Source organism: Pyxidicoccus sp. M6 (assembly GCF_055568925.1).
The window spans coordinates 11424145-11448907 of the sequence record NZ_CM145714.1 but is presented as its reverse complement, the minus strand read 5'-3'; the positions used below and the strand labels follow the sequence as shown (position 1 = coordinate 11448907).

Genomic DNA, 24763 nt, shown 5'->3' with positions numbered 1-24763 from the left:
TCACCCCGTCAGCTTGCGCCGACCTCCCGGCTCACGGAAGACGGGGCTCGTGCAGCGCATACAGGAAGTCCGCGCGACAGTCTTCGGCACGGGTGGTGCCTCGTCCGACGTGACGCTGTTGTCCCAGGTTGCATGGGAGCCGTACGGAGGGCTGCGCGGCTACCGTCAGCACCTGCAGGGCAGCGCCTCCACCGTCAGCGTCGAGTACCGGCTGGGCAACGCCAGTGGGGCGTTCAACCGCTGCTCGACGGAAGCCAATGGCGACCTCGGTACCAATGACAAGACGGGCCGCATGCGGGCGCTGTGGGTGTCAACGCTTGCCTCGGGCGCCTCGTGGGTGCCCGGTGCCGGCAATGGCGGGGTGCTTCGTCAGACCTACAAGTGGAGCGCGGACCAACTGGCGAGCAGCATCAGTTGCCTTCTGGGGGCGGAAGTCTTCACGTCGCCCGCCCACCAGTACACCTACGACCGAATGCTGCGCTTGACATCGGCGACGGCCATGTATCAATCGCCGGGCGCGCCTTTCAGTTCCCGCTCCTTCGGGTATGACAGCCGTGGCAACCGTACGTCGGAGGCCGGGGAATCCAATGCATGGACGCTCACCTACGGCGCTGCGCCTGCGCACCCCGACTGGCTTACCCAGCGCGCGAGTCAGCAGACGGGCAGCTGGCTCTCCTATGGGTTCACCTACGATGCGGACGGCCGCGTGACACAGAAACGCTGGCCGAATGCCGCGTCGGGCGCGTCGGTGCATACGGTGGACTTCACGCCGGGCGCCTGGGCGCAGGGCGGCAACGACACGGTGTTCCGTACCGCGAATGTTCAGGGAGCCAGCTACAGCTACTATTACGACGCGGACAACCGTCGTCGAGTGAAGGTGTACCCGACGGGGGCTGTGGACGAGTACTTCTATGACAGGGGGCATGGCCTCCTGGTCGACGTGGGGAATGACTCGTTGCAGTCCCCCGGTGCGCATCCAATGGACGAGTACGTGTGGCTCGACGGCAGGCCGGTAGCGCTCATTCGCGGGCGGCTCGATGCGACCTGGGGGCGTGAATCGGACAGCACGACCAACTGCCAGCGCGCGGGCGAAGCGGCTGCGTGTGGCGTGTATCCGCTGGCGACGGACTACATCGGCAAGCCCACGCTGCTTCTGGATGGGCAGGGCCGGGTGGTGGGGACGGGGGAGTACGATGTCTTCGGCCACGTCAATCGCGTCAGCGTGGACGTGGAGACCCCTCACCCGTACGGCACGTTGACGGGTACGTTCGGGCCGACGTTGAAGCAGCCCAGCACCCCTGGCACCAGCACGCAGATGCGGTTGTTGGTAGACGCGTTGGATTTGTATGCGCCCCAGGGGCCCGCCTGCGTCAGCAACTCGACGGATATGCTGCAGGTGCGTGACGCCACTAGTGGAGCGGCGCTTGCGACCCTGGTGGCGGCTGATCGCCACCAGTGGACTGGGTGGTTGACACCAGGCAGCACCGGCACCCAGTTGGCACTCGCCAGCGTGGGGGATTGCGCTACCGCTTCCGCAGGCTGCATCTGCACGGGCAGCGCTCCCACCATGGGTCGTACGCAGATGGGGGCGGCGGTGTCCGCCTACGAGTACCGGCGCTTCCAGACCGGCGCCCAGCCGCTTTGGACACCGCTACGCTTCCCTGGCCAGTACCACGACGGGGAGACGGACCTCTTCGAGAACTGGAACCGATACTACGACCCGAGTGTGGGGAGGTATCTGCAGCCGGAGCCGTTGTTGCAGAACCCACGAGGTAACCGTTCACCGACCGATGCTCGACTGGTAGGCCTGCTGAGCATCGGACGGTGGGCAGGCGGGCGCTCGACGGTGGCCGCTCGCGCGTGAGACACCGTGGTGCGTGGCGGCGGTGGACCCCAAGGACGCGCGTATCGCGGAACTGGAAGCGCAAGTGGCCGCGCGCGATGAGGTCATCGCCCGGCTGATGGCGAAGGTGGAGGCGCTGACGGCGCGCGTGGCGGAGCTGGAGGCACGGCTCAACCAGAACTCCAACAACTCCTCAAGACCGCCCTCCTCGGACGCACCTGGCACCCCGCGCCAGCCCAAGAAGCCCACGGGCCGGCGTCCCGGTGGACAGCCCGGCCACAAGAAGCACGAGCGCGCACTGCTGGGGCCCGAGGACGTGCAGCACGTCGTGGAGTTGATGCCCAGCCAGTGCCGGGGCTGCAAGGGCCGGCTGCACGGACGCGACAGCGTGCCCCGGCGTCATCAGGTAGTAGAGGTGCCAGTCCTGTCGGCCATTGTTACCGAGTACCGCTGCCATGCACTGGCGTGCTCGGACTGCGGGCTGGTGACGCGTGCCGAGGTGCCCGCGCACGCGCGCAGCGTCTTCGGTGACAGGCTTGCCGCGCTCGCCTCGCTGCTGGTGGGCAAGTATCGCCTCTCCAAGCGACTGGTGAAGGATGCTCTGTCGGACATGCTGGGCGTCGAGCTGTCGGTGGGCAGCGTCAGCAACCTGGAGGGCGAGATGGCCGACGCGCTCGCCTCACCGACGGCCGAGGCCCTCGCCTACGTGCAGTCCTCGGAGGCGGCCAACGCTGACGAGACGGGGTTCGCAGAAGGGCGTGAGAGCGGCCGGGCCCGCCGCGCCTGGCTATGGGTAGTGGCCACTGCGCTGGTGGTGGTGTTTCACATCGCCAGGAACCGCAGCGGCAAGGTCGCCCTCCAACTGCTCGGCGAGGACTTCGCGGGCTTCCTCACCACCGACAGGTGGAGCGCCTACGAGTGGGTGGACGCGGGGCTGCGGCAACTGTGCTGGGCCCACCTCACACGCGACTTCCAGGGCTTCATCGACAGAGGAGGAAGGGGCGGACGGATTGGCCGCGAGCTCATGCGCGAGCGCAACCGCTTCTTCAAGTGGTACCACCGCGTGCGCGACGGCACCCTGGCGCGCGAGGACTTCGAGAAGCGCATGCGCGGCGTGGAACGCAGAGTCGGCCGGCTGCTGCGCAAGGCGGTGCTGCGGGCAGAGAAGAAGACCGCCGGCATGGCCCGGGAAATCCTCCGGTGGGAGAAGTGCCTCTGGACGTTTGTCGATGTGCCGGGCCTCGAGCCCACCAACAATTTTGGCGAGCGCTGCATCCGGCACGCCGTCATGTACAGGAAGACGTCCTTCGGCACGCAGAGCGAGGCGGGCAGCCGCTTCGTCGAACGCATCTTCACCGCCACCACCACCCTCAAGCTACAGGGCCGTGACGTGCTCGCCTTCCTCACCGATACCCTCGCCGCGCACCGCCGCGGCCTGGGCGGGCCTTCGCTCCTACCCGCCACGCCTGCACATCAGCTCACGCTCTCCGCCTGAGCCGGTGAACGGTTACCCCACGAGTAGTCGCGGCATATGCAGCGCAGAGCCGGACGCTCGCAGCGTATTCCTATGCGAATTCGAATCCGATCTACTTTACTGACCAAGATGGAAAATTCGCTGGTGCTATTGTCGTCCCTGCGGCAGCAGTGGTCGTCGTTGGAGCCGCAATCGTAGCCTGTGCCTCAGTGGAAGTCTGTCGGAGGGAGTTGTTCTGTGTGACCATGGCTGTCGGCGATAGCCTGAGCTGTCTGGGCGGTGCCGTCGCGACTCGCCCTGGCAGCCCCTTCGCACCTCCTGACGATGAGTGTGAGCAGCCGCGCGACAGGGGGACAGAGTGTATGCGCCGTGCTAGAAACAACTACCAAGCGTGCCGACGTGGGTGGCCGCGACCTCATAACCCAGTGTGGCCTCCATGAAAGATCAACTCACCACGGGACGGAAAATCGCCCTTGGAATGTTGCACATGCTTCTGGTTGAACCTGTAGTCTCTATGGTGCCAGGGGCTTGGGCCATGCGATGTCTTCGTCGCAGACTGGAGGAGGAGGGGGTGTATCGTCGAGAGGAGCGTGCAAAATGGCTTGCTATGGCCGTTACTGTTGCTTCTCGGCACAACTTTGTGGATGAGGCCTCCACATATGCCACGGAACTGCTCGTCCTCGCGCCGGATTCAGGGTGGCCGGCAGTGGAAGTCGCGGAGGCATGCGAAAGAGTAGGTCGCACAAGCGAGGCCCTGGTTTGGTTCGAAAAAGCGGGTCGTGCGCAGGTGAGCCCTGAGTTCCAACGTCGTGTGCGCGCTGAAGTGGAACGGCTCTGGATGATCCTGGGACGGAAGAGCACCTGAACAGCGGCGAAGGCATGGATAACCATCCGTAGGTAGATGCATGTACTAGTACTACCCGGTCAGATGAATCGAGCGTAGGCGCCCCGTGTTGAAGGGGCATGACGCCCGCACAGTTGAGCAAGCTCGACCGGGAGCTGAGCAAGTACCTGGCCTCAATGACGGAGGGAATGGGCCGCACCGAGAGACGTCGCGCCTTGGGCGGCTACGTCACGGGGTTGCTGCTCGACGGAGAGCGCAAGAGCATTGAGCCCATGGCAGCCCGGCTCGTCGAGGAGCCGGGCCAGACCGAGGCCATGCGCCAGCGGTTGCAGCAGTGCGTGTCCGGTGCAAGCTGGGATGACGCAGAGATGAGACGGCGCCTGGCGCAGAAGCCAGGCCTGATTCGAAGTCGCTCGTCAGCCATTGCGTGGGCAGGGCCTCTTGAGAGTAGGTGCTCGGAGAGCAATGCTCCGCCGTTCGACCGGCCGGCCGTGCCGCGCGAGTGAAGTGCAGGAGAAGAGCGGAGGGGCCGGGCGAGCCCCTCATGCGAGTGTGGGCAGGGGCTCCTCCGCGCGACCGTGGACAAGCGCGTCGCGCAGCACCTCGCAGGCGCGAGCCCAGGCCACTGGCAACTTGTCTTTGAGGGGAAGCCCCGCGCGCCATGAGGAAATGAGGTTGTAGGCCAGCACGCGCAGCCAGGCCGTCACCTCCAGAGCGGTGCGTGAGTGCAGACATGGCTGCCGGTCGTCCTCGTCCAGCACCAGGTCCAGCGTCCAGTGGTGCCGGTTCTCAATGGCCCAATGCAAGCGCACCAGACTCAGCAGATGGTGGAAGCTCAGTCTTCATGCGCTACCTGATGCCTGGTGGACTCATTCTGGCGACAGGCTGCGCGAGCCTGGGGCAAGCATCGGTGGTGCCCATGCAATCAGTAGAGTTGCGGAAGGCCTCCGCTGTGTCCTGGGCGGGAGTCGTATGGCAGAGGCCATTGCTTGCTCTTCGGAGGTCTCTTGTCTGGGGCGCACGGGTGAAACATCAGCAGGGCCGGCTTTTGGCCTCTGGCAAAGGGGTTCTAGTTCTGTGAAATGTTTTCGGATTGTGTCAAATGACCTGCTGCCAGTGTTGGTGGCCGTCTGGATGGTGGCCCTGGGGCTTGGGCTGGCTGGGTGTCCAAGACGTATCGGCTGCACGTCAGATAGGGATTGTGAGCCTCAAGGCGAAAAGTGCGCGGCCTCAATGTGCGTTCCATGCCGCACTGATGATGATTGCCTCGCTGGATATTCATGCCGGGAGCATTCATGCGTAGCAGCGGACGCCGGTTCCAGCCCCTGAAGACGTCGCGCCCTGGCCGTCGTTGGTTGGCTGGTTGTCCCTGAGGGACCTCCTCATGTAGCGAGTCGAGCATGATGCGTTCGCTCGGTCGTTGTGTGCGACGGGAATGGCGGCAGGGTCGAACGGCGGCGGACGCCATCAGGTTCGAGGACCTGGAGTTGGTTGTGACGGTGCGCCGTACCCCGGGTGTTACGAGCGATAGCGCCAGTGCCTGTCGCCGCACTTCGAAGGAGTGACAAGCTCCAGCCCGAGTCGAAGGCCTGAGGGAATCATGTGGCTGTTGCTGCGTATTGCATGGGCGGGGTTGGGCGCCTGGGCCGGGGCGATGGTGATGTTCCTGCTCCTGGCCGTGCTCCCCAAAGGCGTGAGCCGTTACCTCACGGAGGCGGATATTCCCTTGGGGAAAGTCCTGCTCCCCAGCTCTGCGCTCCTGTGGCTGGTGAGCCTCACCTCGGGGGCGCTCTTCTTCACGTGGTGCTGGAGAAGATTCGGATGGGGAGGCGCCAGCCGCTGAAGGTCGCACGCTTCCGCAGTTGAGGGGCGCCTGGCTCCGCGCCAACCCCCTGAAATCACTGCCATTGGGGTCAAAAGTCACCGCGGGCCTCATATTCCAAGAAACTTTCGGCATGTGGGCTCGATAACTCCCTTGTAGGCGAAGTGCCCCCGTTATTTCCCCCCCAAGGGTCTGCCATGGGCTTCAAGATCCCCAGCTTCAATGACGTGAAGAAGACGGTCACCAACACCGTGAACGACGCGAAGAACACCGTCGTCAACACGGCGAAGGACGTGAAGAACACCGTCACCGACACGGCCAAGGACGTGAAGAAGACCGTCGTCGACACCACCAAGGACACCTTCGAGGTGGTGAAGCACAACCCCGTCACCGACACGCTCAAGAAGGCCGTCACCGACCCCAAGGACCTGGTCCGCGACACGTTCCAGACCGGCCTCCGGGTCGCCTACAACGGCGCCAACGCGCTCCTGCCCGACGGCGCGGCCAACAAGCTCGTGAAGGCCGGCGAGCACGGCGTGGACGCCCTGGCGAAGGCTTCCGAGCTGCTCACCGGCGACTCCTCCCTCACCGACAGCCTGAAGACGCTGGGAAAGGTGGACCTCGAGGGCGTCACCCGCACCACCGACCCCAAGACGGGTCAGAAGCTGGAGGGGGACTGGCCCAAGCTGTGGGGCACGTGGCTCCTCGAGGAGAAGCCCAAGGACCTCGGCACCTGGGACAAGACGGCTGACGGCACCGACCGCGTCACCGTCCGCGACAACGAGTACACCCGGGACCTCGCCGGCCGCCCGCACCAGCAGCAGGTGACGGAAGAGTTCTTCAAGATGTACCCGAACCCGAAGCCCGGTGACGTCTTCCCGCCCGCCAACGCCACGCCCGAGCAGAAGGACAAGGCCCTCTACCGCTTCACGGGCCCGGGCACCGACGAGGCCAACAAGAAGGACCCGTACACCTCGCTCGAGTGGTTCATCGGCTCCTACCGCACGCAGGTGAAGTGCACCGGCATCGACGAGAAGACCGGCAAGCCGAACCTCGAGTACGAGGTCGTCAACAACTCCCACTTCGAGTCCGGCACCCGCGTGCCCGCCACCTTCCAGGACAAGGGCCTGCCTCCGGCCCTCGTCCAGGACCGTAAGCGCGAGACGGGCCTCGGCGTCGGTGGTGACTGGATTCAGCGCTACACGTGGACCAGCAACGGCGTGGACAATCCCAACAAGTAGCCACGTCTTGGATTGGGGATGCAGGCCCGGAGTCGCCCATGGCGGCCCCGGGCCTTTTCCTTTCAGCGGCTCGTGCGCGAGCCCTCGCAGAACAGCAATTGCGCGGGCCCGTCCACGCGTCCCACCAGCACCGCCACCTGTCCATGGGCGCGGCCCAGGCGCTCGGCCTCCTCGCGCGGCAGGCCCGGGACGAAAAGGCTGTCCTCGGACCAGCTGGCGTCCTCCGCTACGCCGACGGCCTCCAGCGCCGGCCAGCCTCCCGTCGCCAGCTCCGACCTCAGTTGCTGCTGGGCCCGGTCATTCTCCTCCGGAGGACACGGTCGCGAGCCCGGGTTCCACGCCGTCAGGAATGCCCACTCATCGTGGCCGTGGGCCTTCAGGGCCCTGTCCAGCTCGGGATGGAGCGCGTCCACTCGCAGCGCCCACTCGTGTCCCCCGGTGAATGTCTGGGGACGGATGACATAGCGCGTTGCGCGATAGGCTTTCGCCAGGGATTCTCTCTCTGACTCGGTCATTCGCGCCTGGGATATCGGCGATTTGTAAATGCCGAAAGAATTTTCCGGAAACCCGGGTGAATGTCCGGTTCCGTTCGACGTCCGAGGGCTTCGCCACGTTCCATTGCGGAGCGCCTTGGCGTGCGAGGGGGAATCCAACATGTTGCGTCGAGTCGTCGCGGGAGCCGCGTTGCTCCTGGTGTTTGGGTCCGGCTGTGTCTCCGTGAGCCAGGTGCAGACGGCGGACACACTGGGACGGGGCAAGTTCCAGTTTGGCATCGAGCCCGGCGTGGCCGGCGCGGCTGTCATCAGCAGTGAGGAGGGCACCGACTCCGTCTACTACCCGCATGTGGACCTCTCGATGCGCTATGGCGTGTCCGACAGCGTGGACCTCGGCGTCCGCTTCGGCTCTTCCCTGGTGGAGCTGCAGAGCAAGTTCCTGCTGACCGACTCGCGCAACCCGAACATGGCCATCTCCCTGGCGCCCTCCGTGTCCGGCGTGTTCGTGGACACGTCGACCACGGACGACAACAACACCAGCCTCAGCTACGTCAACGTGGCCCTGCCTCTGCTGGTGGGCTTCAAGACGAGCGGCGGCTCGGAGCTCGTGCTCGGGCCTCGCATCACCGGCACCCGCCTGTCCGGCAGCGCGCTGGAGGAGAGCGCCGCCGTCAACATCCTCAGCGTGGGCGCCTCCGTGGGTTATGCGCTGCGCGTGACGCAGAGCTTCCGGCTCATGCCCGAGGTAGGCGTCTCCATGCCGGTGCTCGGCGAGTTCAATACGAGCCAGACCGACTCCAAGATGGCGTCTGGCTTTGGCGGCGGCTTCGTCCAGTTCAAGCTCGGCTTCCTCTTCGGCAGCGGTCGCCCCATCAATCGCAGCGCCAACATCGACGCCGACGACATCGACCACGGTACCGACGACAGCGGCGACGTAGAGCGCTACGACAACTGAGCCAGCGGAAGCAGGTTCCGTCAGGGGCGACCTCCGCCGGGGCCGGGACGTCGCGCCTCGGCGTCATTCCCTCCTGAATGGGGTGGGGGAGCGCGAGTCAAGGTGAGGGCTTCACACCTCCGGTGACGCGCTTCACCGTCTGGCCCGCGGGCAGTGTGTCCCCGGCCTGCACGCCGTTGATGAGGGCGACTTCCTCCAGCGGAATGGTGGAGGGGTACTTCTCGTGAAACTCCTTCACCGTCATGGGCGCGGTCAGCTTCACCAATTCGATTCGCGCGGGCTGCACGTTCAGCGCGGCCGCGTCAGTCAATTCGCCGAAGCTGCTGAAGGTGGCTCGGAAGGCGTCGTCATACGCAGGCAACTGCGCCGCCCCCGTGTAGCCGAGGAGCTGCAGCGTCGCGCCTCCATGTGAGAGGAAGGTAGTGACGCCGCGGACGGTGCCCTGCTCCGTCTGCGCCTGGAAGTACACCGAGCCCGGCGGATAGCCCGTGGCCGGCGTGTCCAGCACCTGCATGCCCTGCTGCGTGACGAAGGCCCGGAGCGCCTCCTCGGGTGCCACCTTGCCGGCCGCCGTGAGGCCGACGATGGCGTCCTCCTTCGGGCTGACGGCGAGCACCGCCTGCGTCTGGTTCGCCGTCTTCCAGCCCTGCGGGAAGGTGAGCTGGAAGCGCAGACCCGGGTGGAGGAAGCGGCTGCCCTGGAAGAAGCCCTGGCGCGGGTCCTCGCCGTAGGCCATGCCCTGGAGGATGGCGAGGTACTCCTCGCGGCCCTGCTTCAGCCGGCTGGGGTCCACGTTGGCCTCTTCGGCGCGCTGTCTCGCCGTCTCCACGCGCTCCCCCGGGTCGGGGTGCGTGGACAGCCACGAGGGCAGGGCGCTTCCCGAGGACTCACTCGCGCGGCCGAGGGTGACGAAGACATCCGCCGCCTCGCGCACGTCGTAGCCGCCCTCCAGCATGTAGCGGAAGCCGAGCTCGTCGGCCTGGCGCTCGTCGTCGCGGCCGTACTTGAGGAAGAGGAGCTGGAGGCCCACGGCGGCGAGCCCTCCGAACTTCGCGATGTCCTCGCTGAGGACGCTGCCCACTACGAGGCCCACCTGCGCGAGCTGCGCCTTGGAGAGCTGCTGCACCGAGTGCCGCGCGGTGATGTGGCCGATTTCATGCCCCAGCACCGAGGCCAGCTCCGCCTCCGAGTTGAGGTGGGTGAGCAGCCCGCGCGTGACGAAGACGGGGCCGCCCGGCAGCGCGAAGGCATTCACCACCGGGTCATCCACGGCCTGCACCGTCCACGGCAGGTCCGGCCGCTCCGAGCGCTTCGCCATGGGCAGGCCCACCGAGGACACGTACTGCTGCACCTTCGCGTCGTCGATGAGGCCGATGGACTGCTTCACGTCCAGCGCGCCCTGCTTGCCGAGGGAGATTTCCTCGTCCTGGGACACGAGGGACAGCATGCGCTTGCCGGTGGCGGGGTTGCGCACACACGCGCTCAGCGCGAGCAGCAACAGGGGCAGCACCCGGAGTCGAAGGGCCATGAGACCTCCTGGAAGGGTGGGGACTTAGGGCAGCGGGCCCGGGAGGACCACGGGTGGTACGGATGCAGTGTCACTGCCGGACAGAAGGGCGCGCGGGCGGGCCGGACTTTCGTTAGCTTCTCGGGGTTGTACGGCAGGAGGAGGCTCTCGGATGGACACGCTCGATGCTCGGCTGGAACGACTGGAGCGCCGCTGCCGGCGGTGGCAGGGATTGACCTTCGTGGCGCTCGCGATGGCCGGACTGGGGCTGGGCGCGGCGGCGCTGCGGGACTCGGCGGTGCCGTCCGGGGAACTGGTGGCCTCGCGGCTGGTGCTCACGGACGCGAAGGGACGCACGCGCGCCACGCTGGGCTCGGACGAGGACGGCAACGCGTCGCTGGTGCTGCGCGACGGCGAGGGGAAGCCCCGCGCGCTGCTGGGGGTGAGCGAGGATGGCTCGCCGAAGCTGCGCTTCTCCACCGCGGGCGGCGAGTCGCTCGCGGAGCTCACCGTGTACTCGGATGAGGCGCCGCGCCTGACGCTGTCCAAGCCGGGCGGCGCGGACCTGTTCTCGGTGGGGCTCCAGGTGGACGGCTCGTCGCGGCTGGAATTGGCGGATGCGGACGGACGGCCCCGCGCGATTCTGGGCGCGGACGAGCACGGCGCGCCCAACCTGCTGCTGGTGGACCGGCGCGGCCAACCGCGCGTGGCGCTGCGGGTGAATGCGTCCGACGCGGCGAGCCTCGTGGTGGAAGGGCGCGACGGCGAGGTGTTCCGCGCGCCCGGCGTGCAGTGACGGCGCGTCACGGCCTCGGAGGCACCACCTTGTAGCCGCGCTGGAGGAGCGGGGAGAGCCGGTCCGAGATGTCCCAGGCCTCCACCACCTTGCCGTCTCGCATGCGGTAGAGCGACTGGCCATCGAGGATGAGCGGCTTCGGCTTGCCGGCCTCGTCCAGGTTCTTGGGGTCGGTGCCGGTGGCCTTCCAGTGCACCACCACCATTTCGCCGTCGGCGACGAGGTGGAGGATGTCGAACTTGAGGTCGGGGAACGCCTGGAAGCTGGCCTCCGCCTGCTGGCGCACGAGGGCCGGGCCCGTGGCCTCCGGCGGCGCGCCGGGCGAGTGGTCCACGAAGTCCTGGGCGATGTACTCGGGGATGCGGTCCAGCTTCCGGAGGTTGTAGAGCTCCTCGGTGAGCTGCCGCGCGCGCTCCTTGTTCTGTTCCTCCAGCGCGGCGGCGCGCTCCACGGGGGACAGGGTGGCGCAGCCGGACAGCCACCCCAGCGCACAGAGCAACAACGTCACGTGTCGTGTCATGGCGCGCGGCAGTCTGCGCACGCCTACGCAAGTCCGTCAGCGCCCCAGGGCGGGCAACCGTTCACCTCATGGCGCCAGCCGGCCCAGACCGATGGGCGCGGCGAGGCTGGTGTCCGGAATCCCAAACGCGTCCACCAGCGCCACCGCGTCCGGCCGCACCTCCGCGCACAGCCGCTCCACCTCCTTGCGGATGGCCTTCGCCTTGGAGCCCTCCAAAAGCCCGTGCTCCAGGAACCAGCCGCTGGCCGACTCCAGGCAGGACAGGCCATAGAGGTCGCACAGCCGTCCCAGCACCGTCTTCAGCCCCGGCTCCTGCACCGCCGCCACGCCCTTGAGGAACTGCTCCAGCACCAGCCGCTCCACGTGCGCGTGCGCCAGCGCGAGCAGGTGCTCCTGGCACTGGTTGAAGGCCTCGAAGGCCTCCACCCCCGCGCCCAGCCGCTTGCGCAGGCGGCGCGACACCGAGGCCAGCAGGTCCTCCTCGCGGTAGCGCAGCACTCGCAATTGGAAGTCGCCGTCGCGCAGGTGCTCCGTGTCCGTGCGGCGCGTGGTGAAGGGGTTTCGCTCCACCACCCCCGCGGCCCGGTCCGCCAGCAGCTTCAGCACCGCGTGCACGCGGTCGTCCTCGAAGCGCTGCCGGTGGCCCGTCAGCAGGCTCTTGGCCACGAGCTGCATCAGCACCGTGTTGTCGCCCTCGAACGTCGTGAAGACGTCCGTGTCCGCCTTCAGCGCTGGCAGCCGGTTGGCCGTGAGGTAGCCCTGGCCGCCGCATGCCTCACGCGCCTCCTGGAGCACCGCCGTGGTGTGCCAGGACGCGTACGCCTTGAGGCCCGCCGCCAGCGCCTCCACCTCGCGCGCGTCGTCCTCCGTGCGCTTCACGTAGCACTCCACCAGGTACTCCAGCGCGAAGTCCAGCGCGTAGGTCTTCGCCAGCGGCTTCAGGAGACGGAGTTGGTGCGTCTGGTGGTCCAGCAGCCGCACCTCCTGCGCGCCCACCGGGCCGAACTGGCGCCGCATGTCGCCGTAGCGCACGGCAATCGTCAGGCCGCTCTTGGCCGCGCTCAGCGCCGCGCATGCCACGCTCACCCGGCCCGCCACCAGCGTGCCCAGCATGGTGAAGAAGCGCTTCGAGTCGCCCGGGATGCTGCTGTGGTACTCGCCCTTCGCGTCCACCTGGCCGAAGCGGTCCAGCAGGTTCTCTCGCGGCACGCGCACGTGGTCGAACCAGATGCGGCCGTTGTCCACGCCGTTGAGGCCCATCTTCTCGCCGCAGTCCTCGATGCGGATTCCCGGCAGCACCTTGCCGTGCGCGTCGCGCAGCGGCACCAACAGCGCGTGGACTCCCAGCGCCTTGCCGCCCACCTCGAGCTGGGCGAACACCGTGGCGATGCGCCCGTGGCGCGCGGCGTTGCCAATCCACTCCTTGCGCGCGCCGTCCTCGGGCGTGTGCACGATGAACTCGCCGGCCTCCGCGTCGTAGCGCGCCAACGTCTCCACGTCCCGCACGTTGGAGCCGTGGCGCAGCTCGCTCATCGCGAAGCAGCCGGGCAGCTCCAGCGTGGCGACCTTGGGCAGGTACTCGCGGTGGTGCCGCTCCGTGCCGAGGAAGAGGATGCTCGCGCCGAAGAGGCCGAAGTGGACGCCGGCCTTCACCACGAGGCTCAAGTCGAAGAAGGCCAGCGTCTCGAAGGCGGCGATGAAGGCGCCCAGGTCCGCGCGCGTCTCGTTCCCTTCCGGGTAGGCGATGCGGCCCAGCCCCTGGTCCGCCAGCGCCTTCAGCCACGCGAACACCCGGTCCCTGTACGCGTCCTTGTCGTGCGCGTCCGTGTAGCGGAACGCGGGGGCTTCCAGCCACTCGCGGACCTTGCTGCGGGCCTCGGGGTACTTGCGGTCCAGCACCGCGCGCAGCGCCTCCGGGTCGAAGGAGGTGGTCTCGGTGGGCCCGTGGCGCGGTGGCGCCGGCAGGGCAGAGGGCACCAGGGAGCGCACGGCCTCGCGACTGGAGATGCCCAGGGACTTCTCCAACTGCTTCAGCGCCTGGGACAGCTCGGGCATGGGCGCGGGAAGGCCTTCCCTGCCAGTGGCCACCTCCGCGAGCTGCGCGCCCAGCTCCGCGAGGCTCTGCTGACCGCTATGGGACAGTTGCTCGGCGGTGCGTTGGATGTGCTCGCGCACCACCGCGAGCTCACCGGCGCTCGGCGGGAGGACGGGGTCCAGCCAGCGCGCCAGCACCACGTTGGAGCGCAGGTCGAGCCAGGGCTGCTGCCGGGCCGCCTCGCCGAGGGCGCGCAGCTCCTCGTGGGTCAGTTCGCCGTCCGTCCACGCGACGTACAGCATGGGCACGAGCGGCGCGAGGCGGGGGAGCGAGAGCAGTTCGTGCGCTGTCGGACGGGCGTCTTCCACCATGGTCGGCTCTCCAGGAGGCGAGGGGACGGGCGCATGTTGGCCAGCCGCGCCCCGTGCGGCAATGGGAGAGCGCGCTCTTTCGTGGGGCAGGCGAGGGAGCGTGACATTGTCAGGGGCAGGGAAGCGTCCCCACGTTGCCGCGCATGGACGAGATGCAGGAACTGGAGGAGATGCTGCCGCAGGCCGGGGCCCACTTCCTCGACAGCGACCGGGAGCGGGCGAAGCACGAGATGCAGGGGCCTTTCTTCCTGCCACCCGGGCCTACGGGGTTCTCCTTCGCGCTCTACCAGTCCGTGGGCGTGGGGCTGATTCCGGGCCACAGGCTGGAGCTCCTGGAGAACGGGACGGTCTTCGACCGCATGGTCGAGGACATCCGCAACGCGAAGCAGAGCGTCCACATCCTCGTCTACATCTGGCGGCCGTGCGGCGTGTCGGACCGCATCGTCGAGGCGCTGGTGGAGCGCGCCCGCGCGGGCGTGCAGTGCCGCGTGGTGGTGGACCCGGTGGGCAGCGAGGAGGTCAAGGGCGACAAGGACTTCGACCTGCAGGTGGAGAAGCGGCTCACCAAGGCCGGCGTGGAGGTGCACTACTACCGGCTGCTCGCGGGCAAGGTGCTGGGCCGGCTCCTGGGGCGCACGCACAACAAGATTGTCGTCATCGACGGACGCATTGGCTACACGGGCGGCTTCGGCATCTGGAAGGTCTGGGAGGGCGACGGCCTCAAGCCCGAGGAGTGGCGCGACACCCACGTGCGCGTCGAGGGCTCCGAGGTGCGCCGCATGCAGCTCTCCTTCTCTCGCCACTGGCAGGAGTCCGGCGGCGGGCTGCTGCCTCCGAGCGCCTTCCCTGAAGTCGAAGACCAGGAGACGGACGGCCCTTCGAGCGCGGGCTTCGTGGACAGCGCGGGCAAGCTGGGCGTCACGGATGCGGAACGCATGGTCCGGCTCGTCATCGCCGCCGCGCGTGAGCGGCTGTGGATTGCGAATGCGTACTTCACCCCGCCCAATGCGATTCTGGAGCAGCTCGAGGAGAAGTGCCGGCAGGGCGTGGAGATTCGCGTCCTCGGGCCCGGGCCCATCCACGACGTGCCCATCATCCGCGCGTCGCAGCGCTCCACGTACGAGCGCCTGCTGGCCGCGGGCGTGCGCATCTACGAGTACCAGCCGTCGATGATGCACTCGAAGACCCTCATCGTGGACGACTGGCTCGCGGTGGTGGGCTCCACCAACCTGGACGTGCTGTCGCTCAACAAGCTCGGCGAGGGCTCGCTGGTGATGAACGACCCGGAGTTCGTCCGGAAGCTGGAGCGGTGCTGGGCGAAGGACTTGCGCCACTCGAAGGAAATCACGCTGGAGAACGGCGGCCGCACCAACCCGTGGCGGCGCCTGGCCCGGCGGAGCACGCAGCTCGTGGGTCGGGACAGGTAACGGGCCCGCCCGCTTCCTTCAGCGATGGTCCGTTACGCCTACCTGGCGGCAGTACTTCAGCACCGGGCAGGTGGAGCACTTCGGCCGCGTGCCTGTGCACACGTGCTTTCCGAAGGGCACCAGCAGCCGATTGATTTCCACCCAGTACGCGCGCGGGAGCTGGGCCTCCAGCGCTTCCAGCGTCGCCTCCGGTGAGCGGGCGCGCACGTAGCCCCAGCGGTTCGTCACGCGATGCACGTGGATGTCCACGCTGATGGCTTCGTGCCCGCAGGCGATTCCGAGCGCGAGGTGCGCGCACTTGGGGCCCACGCCCTTGAAGGACTGGAGCAACTGGGCGTCACACGGCAGCTTGCCGTTGAGCTCGTCGCGCGTTCGCACGGCGATGGCGTGAATCTGTCGCGCCTTCGGTTCGTGGAAGGTGACGGGCTGGATGATTTCGTCGATTTCGTCCGGCGTGAGCCGGGCCATGGCGTCGGGTGTGGAGGCGCGGCCGAGCAGCGCGAGCGACACCGGCAGGCTCACCTCGTCCCGTGTGCGAATGGAGAGGATGCACGCGATGAGTTGTTCGAAGAGTGTGTCGTGGCCGTGCGCGGCGAGCGCGAACATCGCGGCGTCCGCGTAGCGGCGGACCTCCTCGCGGATGCGGCCGAGCACTTCGTCGATGTCGAAGGGGGCCTTGTCCTCGCGGGGCGGAGGCTCGGCCACCACGCCCGGTGCCGGAGCGGACTCCGGCTTCCGGGGCTGGCGGGCCGTCCTCGCGCTCACCTCCGAGGGGGCGCGCCGAGTGGAGGCCCTGCTATTCCTCCGTGTCGGCGTCATCCGAGCGCGCTTCCCGATTCTTGTTCGGGCCACCGTGCGTGCCGAAGTCTCCCGCATTGCGGTTGGCGGGGTAGACGTCCGTGTCGTCACGGCGCTCGCGGCCCTGGCCCGACACATCTCCGGAGTCCGCCTTGCGGGGCTGGCTCTCCGGTTCGCTCCTCCGCTCCTGGCCCTTGTCCTGCTTCTTCGCCATGGTCTGCCTCCTGGTTCCCCAAAGGTGGGGACGGCGGCGGGACGTGGCCCGGGCTCGCTCCCTGGCCCGCTGGTGGGGCAGGGGAGCGAGGGGCTGCTCGCGGACAGAGGACCTGTGAGGTCAGGCGGCGGGCTTCGTCAGGTCCAGCGCGTACCAGTTGTCGCAGCCGAAGTGCCCCGTCTTCCCCATGGGCGCGCAGAGGGACTGGAAGCCGATGCGCTTGTAGAGCTTCTGCGCCTGCTTCATCCCCGCGAGCGTCTCCAGGTAGCAGGTCTTGAAGCCCGCCTCGCGCGCGAAGTCGAGGCAGCGGCGCAGCATGCGCTCGCCCGCGCCCAGGCCCCGGGCCTCGGGGAGGAAGTACATCTTGCGCAGCTCGCAGACGCCATTCTCTCCGCCCTCCAGCGGGGCGATGCCGGCGCCGCCGATGACCCGGCCATCGCGCTCCAGTACGAAGTAGGCGTGACGGGGGCGCGCGTAGGCCGCGCTCATGGTGGAGACCTCGGGGTCGTGGATGGCGAAGCCAGGGCCGTCCGCGCCGAACTCCGGCATCACCGCGCGGATGATGGAGGCCACCGCCGCGTCGTCCCGAGGCTCGATGGGACGGAGGACCAGGGTTTCCGTGCTCGTGGTCATGGGAGCCGCAACGTTCCACAGCCCGCGCCGGAGGGCCAGCGACAGCGCGAGGTGCGTGCAGGAGCGCACCGGTTGTGCAGGCCGGAGGCCGAGCAAGCTGGGGCGGTTGGCGCTCCCGTCGGGTGCCGACGTGTTTCGTGGGACCGGGGCTTTGTTGAGCGTGGGCGCAGCGGGAGGAGAACCCAGCAGGCGAAGCTCCTCTAGTGAGTACCCTGGAGGAGCGCCTTCTCCCCAAAGCTGCTTCACTTCGAGCGGGATTCTTCCTCCTCCACCGCCAGAAAGAGGGCGCCACGAGCCTGAAGCAGGCCGGTCCGGCGCCGGCATTCGTGGTGCAGAGTCCGCCCTCGTGCATGGAGCGCGCGCCGGGCACCACGGAAGGCCGCGGACTGGGAGCTCACCTCCGGATGATGATGGCTGCGTTGCCTTGGAGGCGCTCTGGTGTCTGGATACCTGGAGGTCTGGACGTCGAGAGGAGCTTGAGCGCGACGTCGCTGGGCTCGCAGGAGCGAACGACGTTGGCGAATCGTTCGCTCACGATGATGATATGCGGATGCCCCTGCAGCCGGAACACGTCCAGGTCTGTTGGAAGTGAATCCGGGTCAACCCAATAGTGGTGTGGCAGCACCACCGCTGCGGAGCCGCATACAGCGCACGGCTCGGGGGTGTCTGGTGGCAGGCAGTCAGGCGACAGCCGCCCCCGAGAGAGTAGCTGTAGCTCCGCGACTGCAGGAACGGGAGGGCGCCGGAACTGCGGCCAGGACGGCACGATGCCGCGTAGGTCTGAGAGAGCCTGGAGCGCATCTTCACGAACAAAGAGCGTTGCCAGATTCCCGAGGGTGAAGGGGCCCCATCTGCCGCGAGTTGAGCCAACGAGCGGGCCGAGCTCCGTTCCTGGTTCCAGCGGCGCACCTGGCGGGAGGTAAGGACGCACCAGTTCGCGGAGTCGCACGTACTCGTCAAACGAGGCGGGGCGGGGTTCCGCAAGCTCGCTGGCCTCCTTCAGCTTCGAGAGGTCTACGGCTGGATAGGTGAGGAGACTGGTCCAGCCCTCCCGACAACCGGGGCACTCATCCAGGCCGGGCAGGGACCACCGACGCTCGGCGCGATAGGTGCTGCTCCAGGTGGGCTCAGGGCTTCGAGCAATCACGTAGAAGTGCGTCATGGGTTGGTGGGCGGCAGCGGGGGCAACTCGAAGGTCTGCCAGTACGTCGCTGGCATTCCCCAGAGGTGGTGCTTCTGAATGAGGTACGAGCCGAATTCGAAAATCATCGCCTTCGTGGCCTTGTTGCCGTGACGAGTGATGAAGTCGTCCCAATCCGTGTTCCAGGGGCCCCGGTCCTTCAGCCGGTGGACTCTGGCATGTTCGGCCGCGTCGATGACCAGGGTCCACTGGTGGATGTTGATGCCCTTGCGCGTGAAGTAGCTCTTGAACGCCTGGGGAAAAATGTGGTGCCGCTCGTGCGGCCTCTGACGCCATAGCGTTAGCCGACGCTCGGTTTCCTTCTGGCTGGGGAGTTCTTCGGGGCGATACCACTGGATGACGAACACCGGCAGCGTGTCGCCTGGAAGGGCCTGGCTGTTACCCCAGTTGCGCTGGGCGTTCGCAGACGGGCCTACAGCCGATGCCCCCCGTGTACGGACAATACGGGCCGGCTCCAGGTCCTCGCAGCGGTAGAGGCCGCATCCGTTCGGCGTGCAGGCAGGGACAAGACACCTGTCCTCGTCCGAGTCGTTGCACTCCTCGTCATCATGGACCGCCGCGTCCCACGTGGCGGTGGAGTCGTACAAGTGCTCGTGTGTCGGCGTGGTGGCGCACGCCTGCAGCGCTGCGACGAGTAGCAGTAGCCAAAGCCGCATGGTCCCCCCCGCGAAGTATCCGGTCAGCCTACCGGCTCGCGATGCCGTATCTGGATGAGGGAAAGCGCGTAGGCCCATGCGATTCGAGATTCATTCGCGGATGCTGTGGTGCCGGGGTGCCAGGCGTGGAGTTGACCCGGTTCCACCAGGAGGAATCGCTGCTGCCGTTTCTGGAACCGTCCCCCTTGGGAACAAATCGGCGCACCGGTTGTGCAGCCGGGTGCACAGGTGCCACCGGGGCGACGCACCTGGGACTGTGGCTCCGAGGGGGGCGGGCTTCTTCTCGCCCGCGTTCCGGGGCATCCTCCGTGGCACGTCCGTTGTAACAAGAGGGGGGATATGTACTGCCCTGACTGCCGGCAGGAACGGCTCGGCAATGCCCATGACTGCGCGCTGTGCGGCACCGCGATGACGATGCGGCCGCGCGACGTCGTGGAGGCCGAGCTCGCGCATGTGCACTTCCTGCTCGATGAGCTGAAGCGCTGGGACACCTCCGAGGTCCCGCGCAACGTGGCCCGGTTCATCTCCGAGCGGTACGAGCGCCAGGCGCGCATCCTCCTCGCCGTGCTCACGGAGATGCCTGTCGACGCGCGCGGGGCGGTGCCCGTTCCTGTGGAGGCGGTGGCTCGCACCGAGGAGGGGGGCGAGGCGGCGGGTTCGGCCGAAGTCGTGGCTCCTGTCGTGCAACCGGTGGTGTCGCGTTCGGAGGAGACGGCGGAGGCCTTCGCTTCTGCCTCCGAGTCTGTGGAGGCTCGCCAGCCAGAGGCCGAGGTACCTGCCCCGGAGTCGGCGGAGGCTCGTTCGTCCGAAGCAGAGGCTCCTGCCTCGGAGTCGGAAGAGGGGACTCCTGCCTCGGAGTCGACTGATGGCTCGCGTGAAGCCACTGCTTCCGCGCAGGAGCCGACGGAGAGCCACTCGCGGGAAGAGCCGGCTCGCGGGCGGACGACCCGAAAGCCGGGCCTGCCGCGTCCCCCGCTCCCGCTGCCTCCGAATCCAGCCGAGCCGTACGCGGAGCCTCCGCAACCTCGCGGCGTCACCGCGCGCGTCGTCGAGGAGGTCTCCACCTGGAACCGGGTGTGGAGGCCGTTCCTCTACGAGAGCATCATGTGGTTCGTCGGTGCCTTCCTCATCCTCTCGGGCACCCTCTACTTCGTCTTCGAGAGCTGGGCGGGGATGTCCTCCAGCCTGCGCTCGCTCACCGTCTTCGGCATGACGGCGGGCATCTCCGCCGGCTTCTCCGTCTGGGGGGCGTTCCTCTCCCGGCGCGAGGCGCTGCGAGACCAGGGCCACATCCTCGGCATCATCGGCTCGGCCATCGCTCCGCTCGCGGGCATCGCGCTCGGGCCGTTGGACTTCGGTGATGCGCTCCAGTTCAGCGGCGTGGGACCGCTGCTGCTCATCCCCATGTTGCTGGCGTGGTCCGGCGTCGCCGCCGTCCTCGTCAGCAAGCCGGCTCGGGCCCTCGATGCTCCGTCCCGGCCGCTCGTGCAGGCCTTCCTCGCCGCGAGCACGCTGATGATGGGGCTGGCTCCGCTCGCCGCGAAGCTCGGTGGCGCCGCGCTGTGGCTCAACGTCCTGCCCTGCGCGCTGTTCTTCGTCCTCTCGCTGCGCTCCACTCCCGAGCCTCGCAAGGGCTCCGCGCTCGTCTTCGCGATTGCCGCGCCGCTCTACTTCTTCGCGCTCTACTCCGTGCGCCTGCACGTGGCGCTGGTGGGCGTGGACCTGGAGCCCGTGCCGGGCACCTACGCGCCTTTCGTCGCCTTCATGCTCGCCACGGCCCTGCGCTTCCGCACGCTGCCTCCCGAGCGCACCGCCGACACGCTGGCGCTCGGTGTCGTCTCCCTCCAGGTGGCCTCCCTGGCCGCCGCCGCGACGGCTCCGCCACCGGGCTTCTTCTTCACCGCCGCCGTGCTCACGTGGACGCTGGTGACACTGGCTCGCGGCGGGCTCGCGCGGCTGCCCTGGGTGTATGGCGCGTACGCGAGCACGTACTTCGCCTATGCCTCCAGCGGGCAGCTCATCCCCGGCCCGGTGAGGCGCTTCATCGACGCGCTCAAGGTCCAGCTCGGCTACCCCGTCGCCGACAAGCTGCCCCTCCAGTATGGCTCCCTGTCCGCGCTGCCCTTCGTCACCGCCGGTGTCGTGCTCGCGGTGACGCGGCTGTGGCGTGGTGAGCGCACGGGCAATGCGAAGGACATCGCCTTCGCGGAGGTGCTGCTGCGCGCCACCGCCATCGCCAGCCCGCTGTTCGCCTTCTACGGCATGGCGGGCCCCGACTCGCGCCCGGCCTTCTGGAGCGCGCTCGGCCTGTGCCTGGTGTGCCTCACCGCCGGCCTGCTGGTGGAGCGCTTCTACCTGACGGCCGTGGGCGCCGGGCTGGCGCTGCTGCTGCCCGTCCATGCCTCCATCGTGCTCGGCGCCGCAGGCGGTTCCGTCGTGTCCGGCGCGCTGGCGCTGGTGCTCGCCGGTGTGGCCCTGCTGTGCACGTCGCGCACGCGCTGGCTGCTGGCCTCCGTCGTGGGTGTGGTGGCGTCCCTCGGCTTCCTCATGGGCGTCATCAGCAGTGGCGCGCTGTCCGTCACGGGCGTGGTGCTGTGCGGCATCGCGGCGCTCGTCGCGGCCTGGGCCACACGGAGTCCGGCGGCCATGGCGTTCGCCGCGTTCATCGCCGTGGCGGCCGTGCCGAAGCTGGCGGCCCAGGTGTCTTCGGACGCCGTGGCGCCCTCGCTCGCCGTCGCCGCGCTGGGGCTCGCCGTGCTGGGCGAGCGCGGTGGGATGGCGCGGTTGCTCGGTGTTCCCGCCGTCTTCTACGCCGTGCTCGCGCTGCCCTGGGCCATTGCGTCCGAGGTGCCGGGGCTGGGGCTGGTGGTGCTCACCGCGGCGGGCGCCGTCGCAGTGACGTCGCGCACGTTCCGCGCCGTGCGGCCGTTGGCCGTCGTCATGGCCGCCGCCGCGCTGCTCCCCGACATCCATAACGTCTACGAGCCCTGGGGCGGGTGGATGTCTCCGGCCCTGTCCTCGGTGCTGTTCGTGCTCTGGTCGCTGGGCACCTCACTCTCCGCCGTGCGCTGGGGCCGGAGCGCCAGCACCACCACGGCGGCGCTGGTGGCGCTCGTCTTCCCGTTGGTCCCCGCAGTGGTGGGCGCGGGGCACCATGTGTCCCTGATGCTCGCCGCGGCACTCGCGGCGCTGCTCACCGCGCGTGCCCTGCCCGCGAGCTTCAGTGTCGGCATGGCCGCGCTGTATGCCACCGTCGCTCTCTCCACCGTCGGCCCCGTGGCGCTGCTGGCGCTGGCCACCGTGCTGAGCATCCTCGCGGTGCTGGAGGAGGTGCCCACCGTGCTGCGCATCGGCGCGGGAGGCCAGCGCTTCGCCCTGGTCGCCACGCTGGCCGCCGCCGTCGTGCTGAGCATCTCCGTGATGGAGTGGGATGACGCGAGCCTGCCGCTGCTCGTCGCGGGCACGGTGGTGCTGCCGCTGCTGTGGACTCGCGCCAACCGGATGCCGTTCTTCGCCGCCCTCATGGTGCCCTACACGGTGGTGGGCATCGTCGTGGTGGGTAGGACTCCGCCCGCGTGGACGCAGTTCCTGCCGTTGGTGGCCCTGGCCGTGGTGCGCGCGGTGGAGCACGTCCCGGCCGTGGCCTCGCTGCTGCTGCGCTCGTCGGAGGAGAAGCCCCGGCGCGATTTGTCCAGGTGGATGCAGGTCGCGCTCGCGGTGGTGACGCCGGTGCTGCTGCTGCCGCCGTGGGAGGGCTCCGGACACCTGTACTTCCTCACCGCCTCGCTGGCGCTGATGCCCGGGCCGCGTCCCTTCCTCCGCGTCTGCGGCGCCGCGCTGTTCCTCATCTTCGTGCCTGAGGCGCGGCCCGTCGTCACGGGTCTGCTGTTGGCGCTCGCCCTCGCGGAGTACCACCGCCCCGCCGCGCTGTGGGCCTTCTTCCGGTGTGAGCCGGACAAGACGCTGCGGACCGCGGTCGTCTTCACGGCGCTCACCTTCGCGGTGCTGCCGGTGCTGACGTTGCCCTCGCCGCCGCACCTGGCCGGGCTGGCCGGCGTGCTCGCCGTCGCCGCGTTCCTGCTGTCGCGGCGCTGGCTGCTCACCCCCGCGGTGTTGGCCCTGGCGCTCGCGCCCGTGGGGAAGGCCATCGCCTACGACTTCCTGGAGTGGCGGCCCGAGGCGGGGCTGCCCATCGTCGCAGTGGCGCTCGGCGCGGCGCTGCTGTCCGCCGTGTGCCAGTCCGGCCGCGTGCAGCGCGCGCTCACCGCTGCCTTCGCCCGCGTGCTTCCGGAGCTCGACGGCACGTGGAGCGAGCCGCTGTGGGTGGGCGGCGCGGGCTCGCTGGGCCTGCTGCTGATGGGGCGGCTGTTGGACATGGGCCCGGGCGGGCTGGCGCTGCCCGTGGCGCTGGGCGCCGCGCTCACGTCGTGCGTGCTCATGGTGGCGCGCTCTCGGTGGATGGCCAACGTGGCCACCGGATTGTTGGGCCTGTCGCTCATCGCCATGGTGCCGCCCTTGTGGGCGCCCGCCGTCGTCAGCGGGACGGGACTGCTGTTGTGCCTCGCCGGCATGTGGCTGGACGGGCGCGGCGTGCGCGTGGGCGCGGCGCTGCACCATGGCGGCTGGGCGCTGTCGCTGCTGTCACTGGCGGGCCTGCGCGACTTGAAGCACGCGGGCACGCCGCTGTGCCTCCTCTTCGGGCTGGGCTCCGCGTGGGCCGTGGTGCTGCGACGCCGCGAGCGCGAGGTGGTGGGCTGGCTGGCGTCGTTGGCCGCCGCGCACGGCGTGGTCATGCACCTGGGCGCGGTGTACTCGTCGGGCCGGGGCGCGGACTTCATCCTCCCGTACTTCGGCGCCGCCAGCGCGTTGCTCGCGACGCTGGCCCTGTTCGTGGCGGGGAAGCCGTGGCGCCGGGGCGTGGGACACGGCTTCACCGTCGTCGCGCTCACCGAGGTGCTGCTGGGCCTGGCGCTGCTGGGCGCCAACGGGGACGCGCTGCGCGAGGCGCTGGTGGCCACCGTGTCGCTGGCCGTGCTGCTCTTCGCGCTGGTGCGTCGCGCCGCCGTGGAGGAGGACGAGGTGTCCGCCTTCCTCGCGCAGGGCGTGCTCGCGCTGGGCTACCTGTCCGTACGCATGCTGGGCATGGGCGATGACCCCGGCCCCGCGGACAGCCTCGCCGCACTGGTGGGCGGCGCCCTCTTCACCGGCCTCTACTTCTTCGTTCAACGCGAGGGCGCGGGCCTGAAGGCCTTCCGCCGGGCCGCGCTGGTGGGCGCGTTCCTCTTCCCGATGGCGGGCCTGCTCTGCGCGCCGTGGCACGAGCCGCTGCAGGTGGCCGCGCTGCTCGTGGGCCACGCCGCCCACTTCGCCGCGCTGGGCATGGACCCGGCGCGCCGGGGCACGGCGTCGCTGGCGTCGGTGGTGGCCTTCAACGCGGCGCTGCTCCTGGTGTGGCAGGGCACCGGCGCCGGCGAGCCGCAGTACTACGTCATCCCCGCGGGCCTCTCGCTGCTCGCGCTGCTGCGCGTGTTCCGCGCCTCCATCGAGCAGGACACCTACGAGCGGCTGCGCGCGGTGGCCGTCACCGGCATCTACGTGGCGGGGGCATGGAAGCCGCTCATGTTCAGCGACGGCGGCTCCATGCTCCTGTGCGTGGTGCTGTGCGTGGTGGGTGTGGGCTTCGGAATCGCGTTGCGCATCCGCTCGTACGTGTACCTGGGCACCGCGTTCCTGGTGACGTGCATCGCCGCCAACCTCGTGCGCTTCGGCATGAGGGACCACCGCATCGCCGCCGCGTCGCTGTTCATGCTGGGGATGCTCGTCATCGGCTCCATGGTGATGCTCAGTGCGTACCGCGCCGCCCTCCTCCAGAGGTATGCACGGGTGAGAGAGCTGCTCTCCACCTGGGAGGGATGACACGGAGAGTTCTTGG

Annotated in this window: 18 protein-coding genes and 1 pseudogene; 9 read left to right on the top strand and 10 right to left on the bottom strand. The window is 68.7% G+C overall.

The window, feature by feature from the left end:
• The first annotated feature begins 49 nt into the window (after positions 1–49).
• From ACVTJA_RS44960 to ACVTJA_RS44950, 3 genes and pseudogenes are all read left to right on the top strand, one after another.
• A complete protein-coding gene (locus tag ACVTJA_RS44960) occupies positions 50–1864 on the top strand; it encodes an RHS repeat-associated core domain-containing protein (RefSeq protein WP_465830043.1) in 1815 nt (604 codons plus the stop codon).
• Positions 1865–1877: 13 nt separating this feature from the next.
• On the top strand, positions 1878–3338 hold the full coding sequence (gene tnpC, locus ACVTJA_RS44955; RefSeq protein WP_465826334.1) for an IS66 family transposase: 1461 nt from the start codon (positions 1878–1880) through the stop codon (positions 3336–3338).
• 942 nt (positions 3339–4280) lie between these two features.
• Positions 4281–4553, top strand: a pseudogene (locus ACVTJA_RS44950) (transposase); the annotation flags it as partial.
• Positions 4554–4703: 150 nt separating this feature from the next.
• Here ACVTJA_RS44950 and ACVTJA_RS44945 read toward each other — a convergent pair.
• Entirely contained in the window at positions 4704–4967 is a 264-nt protein-coding gene (locus tag ACVTJA_RS44945; protein ID WP_465830041.1) for a hypothetical protein, read from the bottom strand.
• A gap of 794 nt (positions 4968–5761) precedes the next feature.
• Here ACVTJA_RS44945 and ACVTJA_RS44940 point away from each other — a divergent pair.
• Together ACVTJA_RS44940 and ACVTJA_RS44935 are read left to right on the top strand one after the other, a co-directional pair.
• Complete coding sequence (locus tag ACVTJA_RS44940; RefSeq protein ID WP_465830039.1) at positions 5762–6004, top strand: hypothetical protein; 243 nt, start codon at positions 5762–5764, stop codon at positions 6002–6004.
• 176 nt (positions 6005–6180) lie between these two features.
• Entirely contained in the window at positions 6181–7224 is a 1044-nt protein-coding gene (locus tag ACVTJA_RS44935) for a hypothetical protein (RefSeq protein ID WP_465830038.1), read from the top strand.
• Positions 7225–7286: 62 nt separating this feature from the next.
• On the opposite strand, the gene ACVTJA_RS44930 is transcribed toward ACVTJA_RS44935, so the two are convergent.
• Positions 7287–7637 (bottom strand): DUF3293 domain-containing protein, encoded by a 351-nt coding sequence (locus ACVTJA_RS44930; protein ID WP_465830036.1) that lies wholly within the window; start codon positions 7635–7637, stop codon positions 7287–7289.
• 241 nt (positions 7638–7878) lie between these two features.
• On the opposite strand from ACVTJA_RS44930, the gene ACVTJA_RS44925 reads away from it, so the two are divergent.
• Complete coding sequence (locus ACVTJA_RS44925; protein WP_465830034.1) at positions 7879–8673, top strand: hypothetical protein; 795 nt, start codon at positions 7879–7881, stop codon at positions 8671–8673.
• A 97-nt stretch (positions 8674–8770) separates the two neighbouring features.
• Here ACVTJA_RS44925 and ACVTJA_RS44920 read toward each other — a convergent pair whose 3' ends face one another.
• The gene (locus ACVTJA_RS44920) at positions 8771–10201 is read right to left on the bottom strand and encodes a M48 family metalloprotease (protein WP_465830032.1); all 1431 of its coding nucleotides are present in this window, start codon (positions 10199–10201) and stop codon (positions 8771–8773) included.
• A gap of 151 nt (positions 10202–10352) precedes the next feature.
• Between ACVTJA_RS44920 and ACVTJA_RS44915 the strand changes: the two genes are divergently transcribed.
• On the top strand, positions 10353–10976 hold the full coding sequence (locus tag ACVTJA_RS44915; RefSeq protein WP_465830030.1) for a hypothetical protein: 624 nt from the start codon (positions 10353–10355) through the stop codon (positions 10974–10976).
• A gap of 7 nt (positions 10977–10983) precedes the next feature.
• On the opposite strand, the gene ACVTJA_RS44910 is transcribed toward ACVTJA_RS44915, so the two are convergent.
• Both ACVTJA_RS44910 and ACVTJA_RS44905 read right to left on the bottom strand, forming a co-directional pair.
• A complete protein-coding gene (locus tag ACVTJA_RS44910; RefSeq protein ID WP_465830029.1) occupies positions 10984–11496 on the bottom strand; it encodes an ester cyclase in 513 nt (170 codons plus the stop codon).
• A 66-nt stretch (positions 11497–11562) separates the two neighbouring features.
• Complete coding sequence (locus ACVTJA_RS44905) at positions 11563–13902, bottom strand: acyl-CoA dehydrogenase family protein (protein WP_465830028.1); 2340 nt, start codon at positions 13900–13902, stop codon at positions 11563–11565.
• 143 nt (positions 13903–14045) lie between these two features.
• Here ACVTJA_RS44905 and ACVTJA_RS44900 point away from each other — a divergent pair, with 143 nt between their 5' ends.
• Complete coding sequence (locus ACVTJA_RS44900) at positions 14046–15329, top strand: phospholipase D-like domain-containing protein (RefSeq protein ID WP_465830027.1); 1284 nt, start codon at positions 14046–14048, stop codon at positions 15327–15329.
• Between the two features lie 18 nt (positions 15330–15347).
• Here the strand turns inward: ACVTJA_RS44900 and ACVTJA_RS44895 are convergent, their stop codons facing one another.
• From ACVTJA_RS44895 to sitA6, 5 genes are all read right to left on the bottom strand, one after another.
• Positions 15348–16094, bottom strand: coding sequence for an endonuclease III domain-containing protein (locus tag ACVTJA_RS44895; RefSeq protein ID WP_465830025.1), 747 nt, complete (start codon positions 16092–16094; stop codon positions 15348–15350).
• Between the two features lie 31 nt (positions 16095–16125).
• Positions 16126–16341, bottom strand: a complete 216-nt coding sequence (locus ACVTJA_RS44890) for a hypothetical protein (RefSeq protein ID WP_465830023.1) — start codon at positions 16339–16341, stop codon at positions 16126–16128.
• A gap of 120 nt (positions 16342–16461) precedes the next feature.
• A complete protein-coding gene (locus ACVTJA_RS44885; protein ID WP_465830022.1) occupies positions 16462–16974 on the bottom strand; it encodes a GNAT family N-acetyltransferase in 513 nt (170 codons plus the stop codon).
• A gap of 394 nt (positions 16975–17368) precedes the next feature.
• Entirely contained in the window at positions 17369–18136 is a 768-nt protein-coding gene (gene sitI6 / locus ACVTJA_RS44880) for a SitI6 family double-CXXCG motif immunity protein (protein WP_465830020.1), read from the bottom strand.
• The gene (sitA6, locus tag ACVTJA_RS44875; protein ID WP_465830018.1) at positions 18133–18831 is read right to left on the bottom strand and encodes a SitA6 family polymorphic toxin lipoprotein; all 699 of its coding nucleotides are present in this window, start codon (positions 18829–18831) and stop codon (positions 18133–18135) included. Before sitA6 ends, sitI6 begins: the two co-directional genes overlap by 4 nt.
• Before the next feature lie 339 nt (positions 18832–19170).
• On the opposite strand from sitA6, the gene ACVTJA_RS44870 reads away from it, so the two are divergent.
• The gene (locus tag ACVTJA_RS44870) at positions 19171–24747 is read left to right on the top strand and encodes a hypothetical protein (protein ID WP_465830016.1); all 5577 of its coding nucleotides are present in this window, start codon (positions 19171–19173) and stop codon (positions 24745–24747) included.
• The last annotated feature ends 16 nt before the right edge of the window (positions 24748–24763 follow it).

Bases quoted from the DNA above. Each gene is read 5' to 3' on its own strand.
- ACVTJA_RS44915 (WP_465830030.1), top strand. From the start codon at position 10,353: ATGGACACGCTCGATGCTCGGCTGGAACGACTGGAGCGCCGCTGCCGG.
- ACVTJA_RS44900 (WP_465830027.1), top strand. From the start codon at position 14,046: ATGGACGAGATGCAGGAACTGGAGGAGATGCTGCCGCAGGCCGGGGCC.
- ACVTJA_RS44940 (WP_465830039.1), top strand. From the start codon at position 5,762: ATGTGGCTGTTGCTGCGTATTGCATGGGCGGGGTTGGGCGCCTGGGCC.
- ACVTJA_RS44870 (WP_465830016.1), top strand. From the start codon at position 19,171: ATGTACTGCCCTGACTGCCGGCAGGAACGGCTCGGCAATGCCCATGAC.
- ACVTJA_RS44925 (WP_465830034.1), top strand. From the start codon at position 7,879: ATGTTGCGTCGAGTCGTCGCGGGAGCCGCGTTGCTCCTGGTGTTTGGG.
- ACVTJA_RS44890 (WP_465830023.1), bottom strand. From the start codon at position 16,341: ATGGCGAAGAAGCAGGACAAGGGCCAGGAGCGGAGGAGCGAACCGGAG.
- ACVTJA_RS44910 (WP_465830029.1), bottom strand. From the start codon at position 11,496: ATGACACGACACGTGACGTTGTTGCTCTGTGCGCTGGGGTGGCTGTCC.
- sitA6 (WP_465830018.1), bottom strand. From the start codon at position 18,831: ATGCGGCTTTGGCTACTGCTACTCGTCGCAGCGCTGCAGGCGTGCGCC.
- ACVTJA_RS44920 (WP_465830032.1), bottom strand. From the start codon at position 10,201: ATGGCCCTTCGACTCCGGGTGCTGCCCCTGTTGCTGCTCGCGCTGAGC.
- sitI6 (WP_465830020.1), bottom strand. From the start codon at position 18,136: ATGACGCACTTCTACGTGATTGCTCGAAGCCCTGAGCCCACCTGGAGC.
- ACVTJA_RS44935 (WP_465830038.1), top strand. From the start codon at position 6,181: ATGGGCTTCAAGATCCCCAGCTTCAATGACGTGAAGAAGACGGTCACC.
- ACVTJA_RS44885 (WP_465830022.1), bottom strand. From the start codon at position 16,974: ATGACCACGAGCACGGAAACCCTGGTCCTCCGTCCCATCGAGCCTCGG.
- ACVTJA_RS44905 (WP_465830028.1), bottom strand. From the start codon at position 13,902: ATGGTGGAAGACGCCCGTCCGACAGCGCACGAACTGCTCTCGCTCCCC.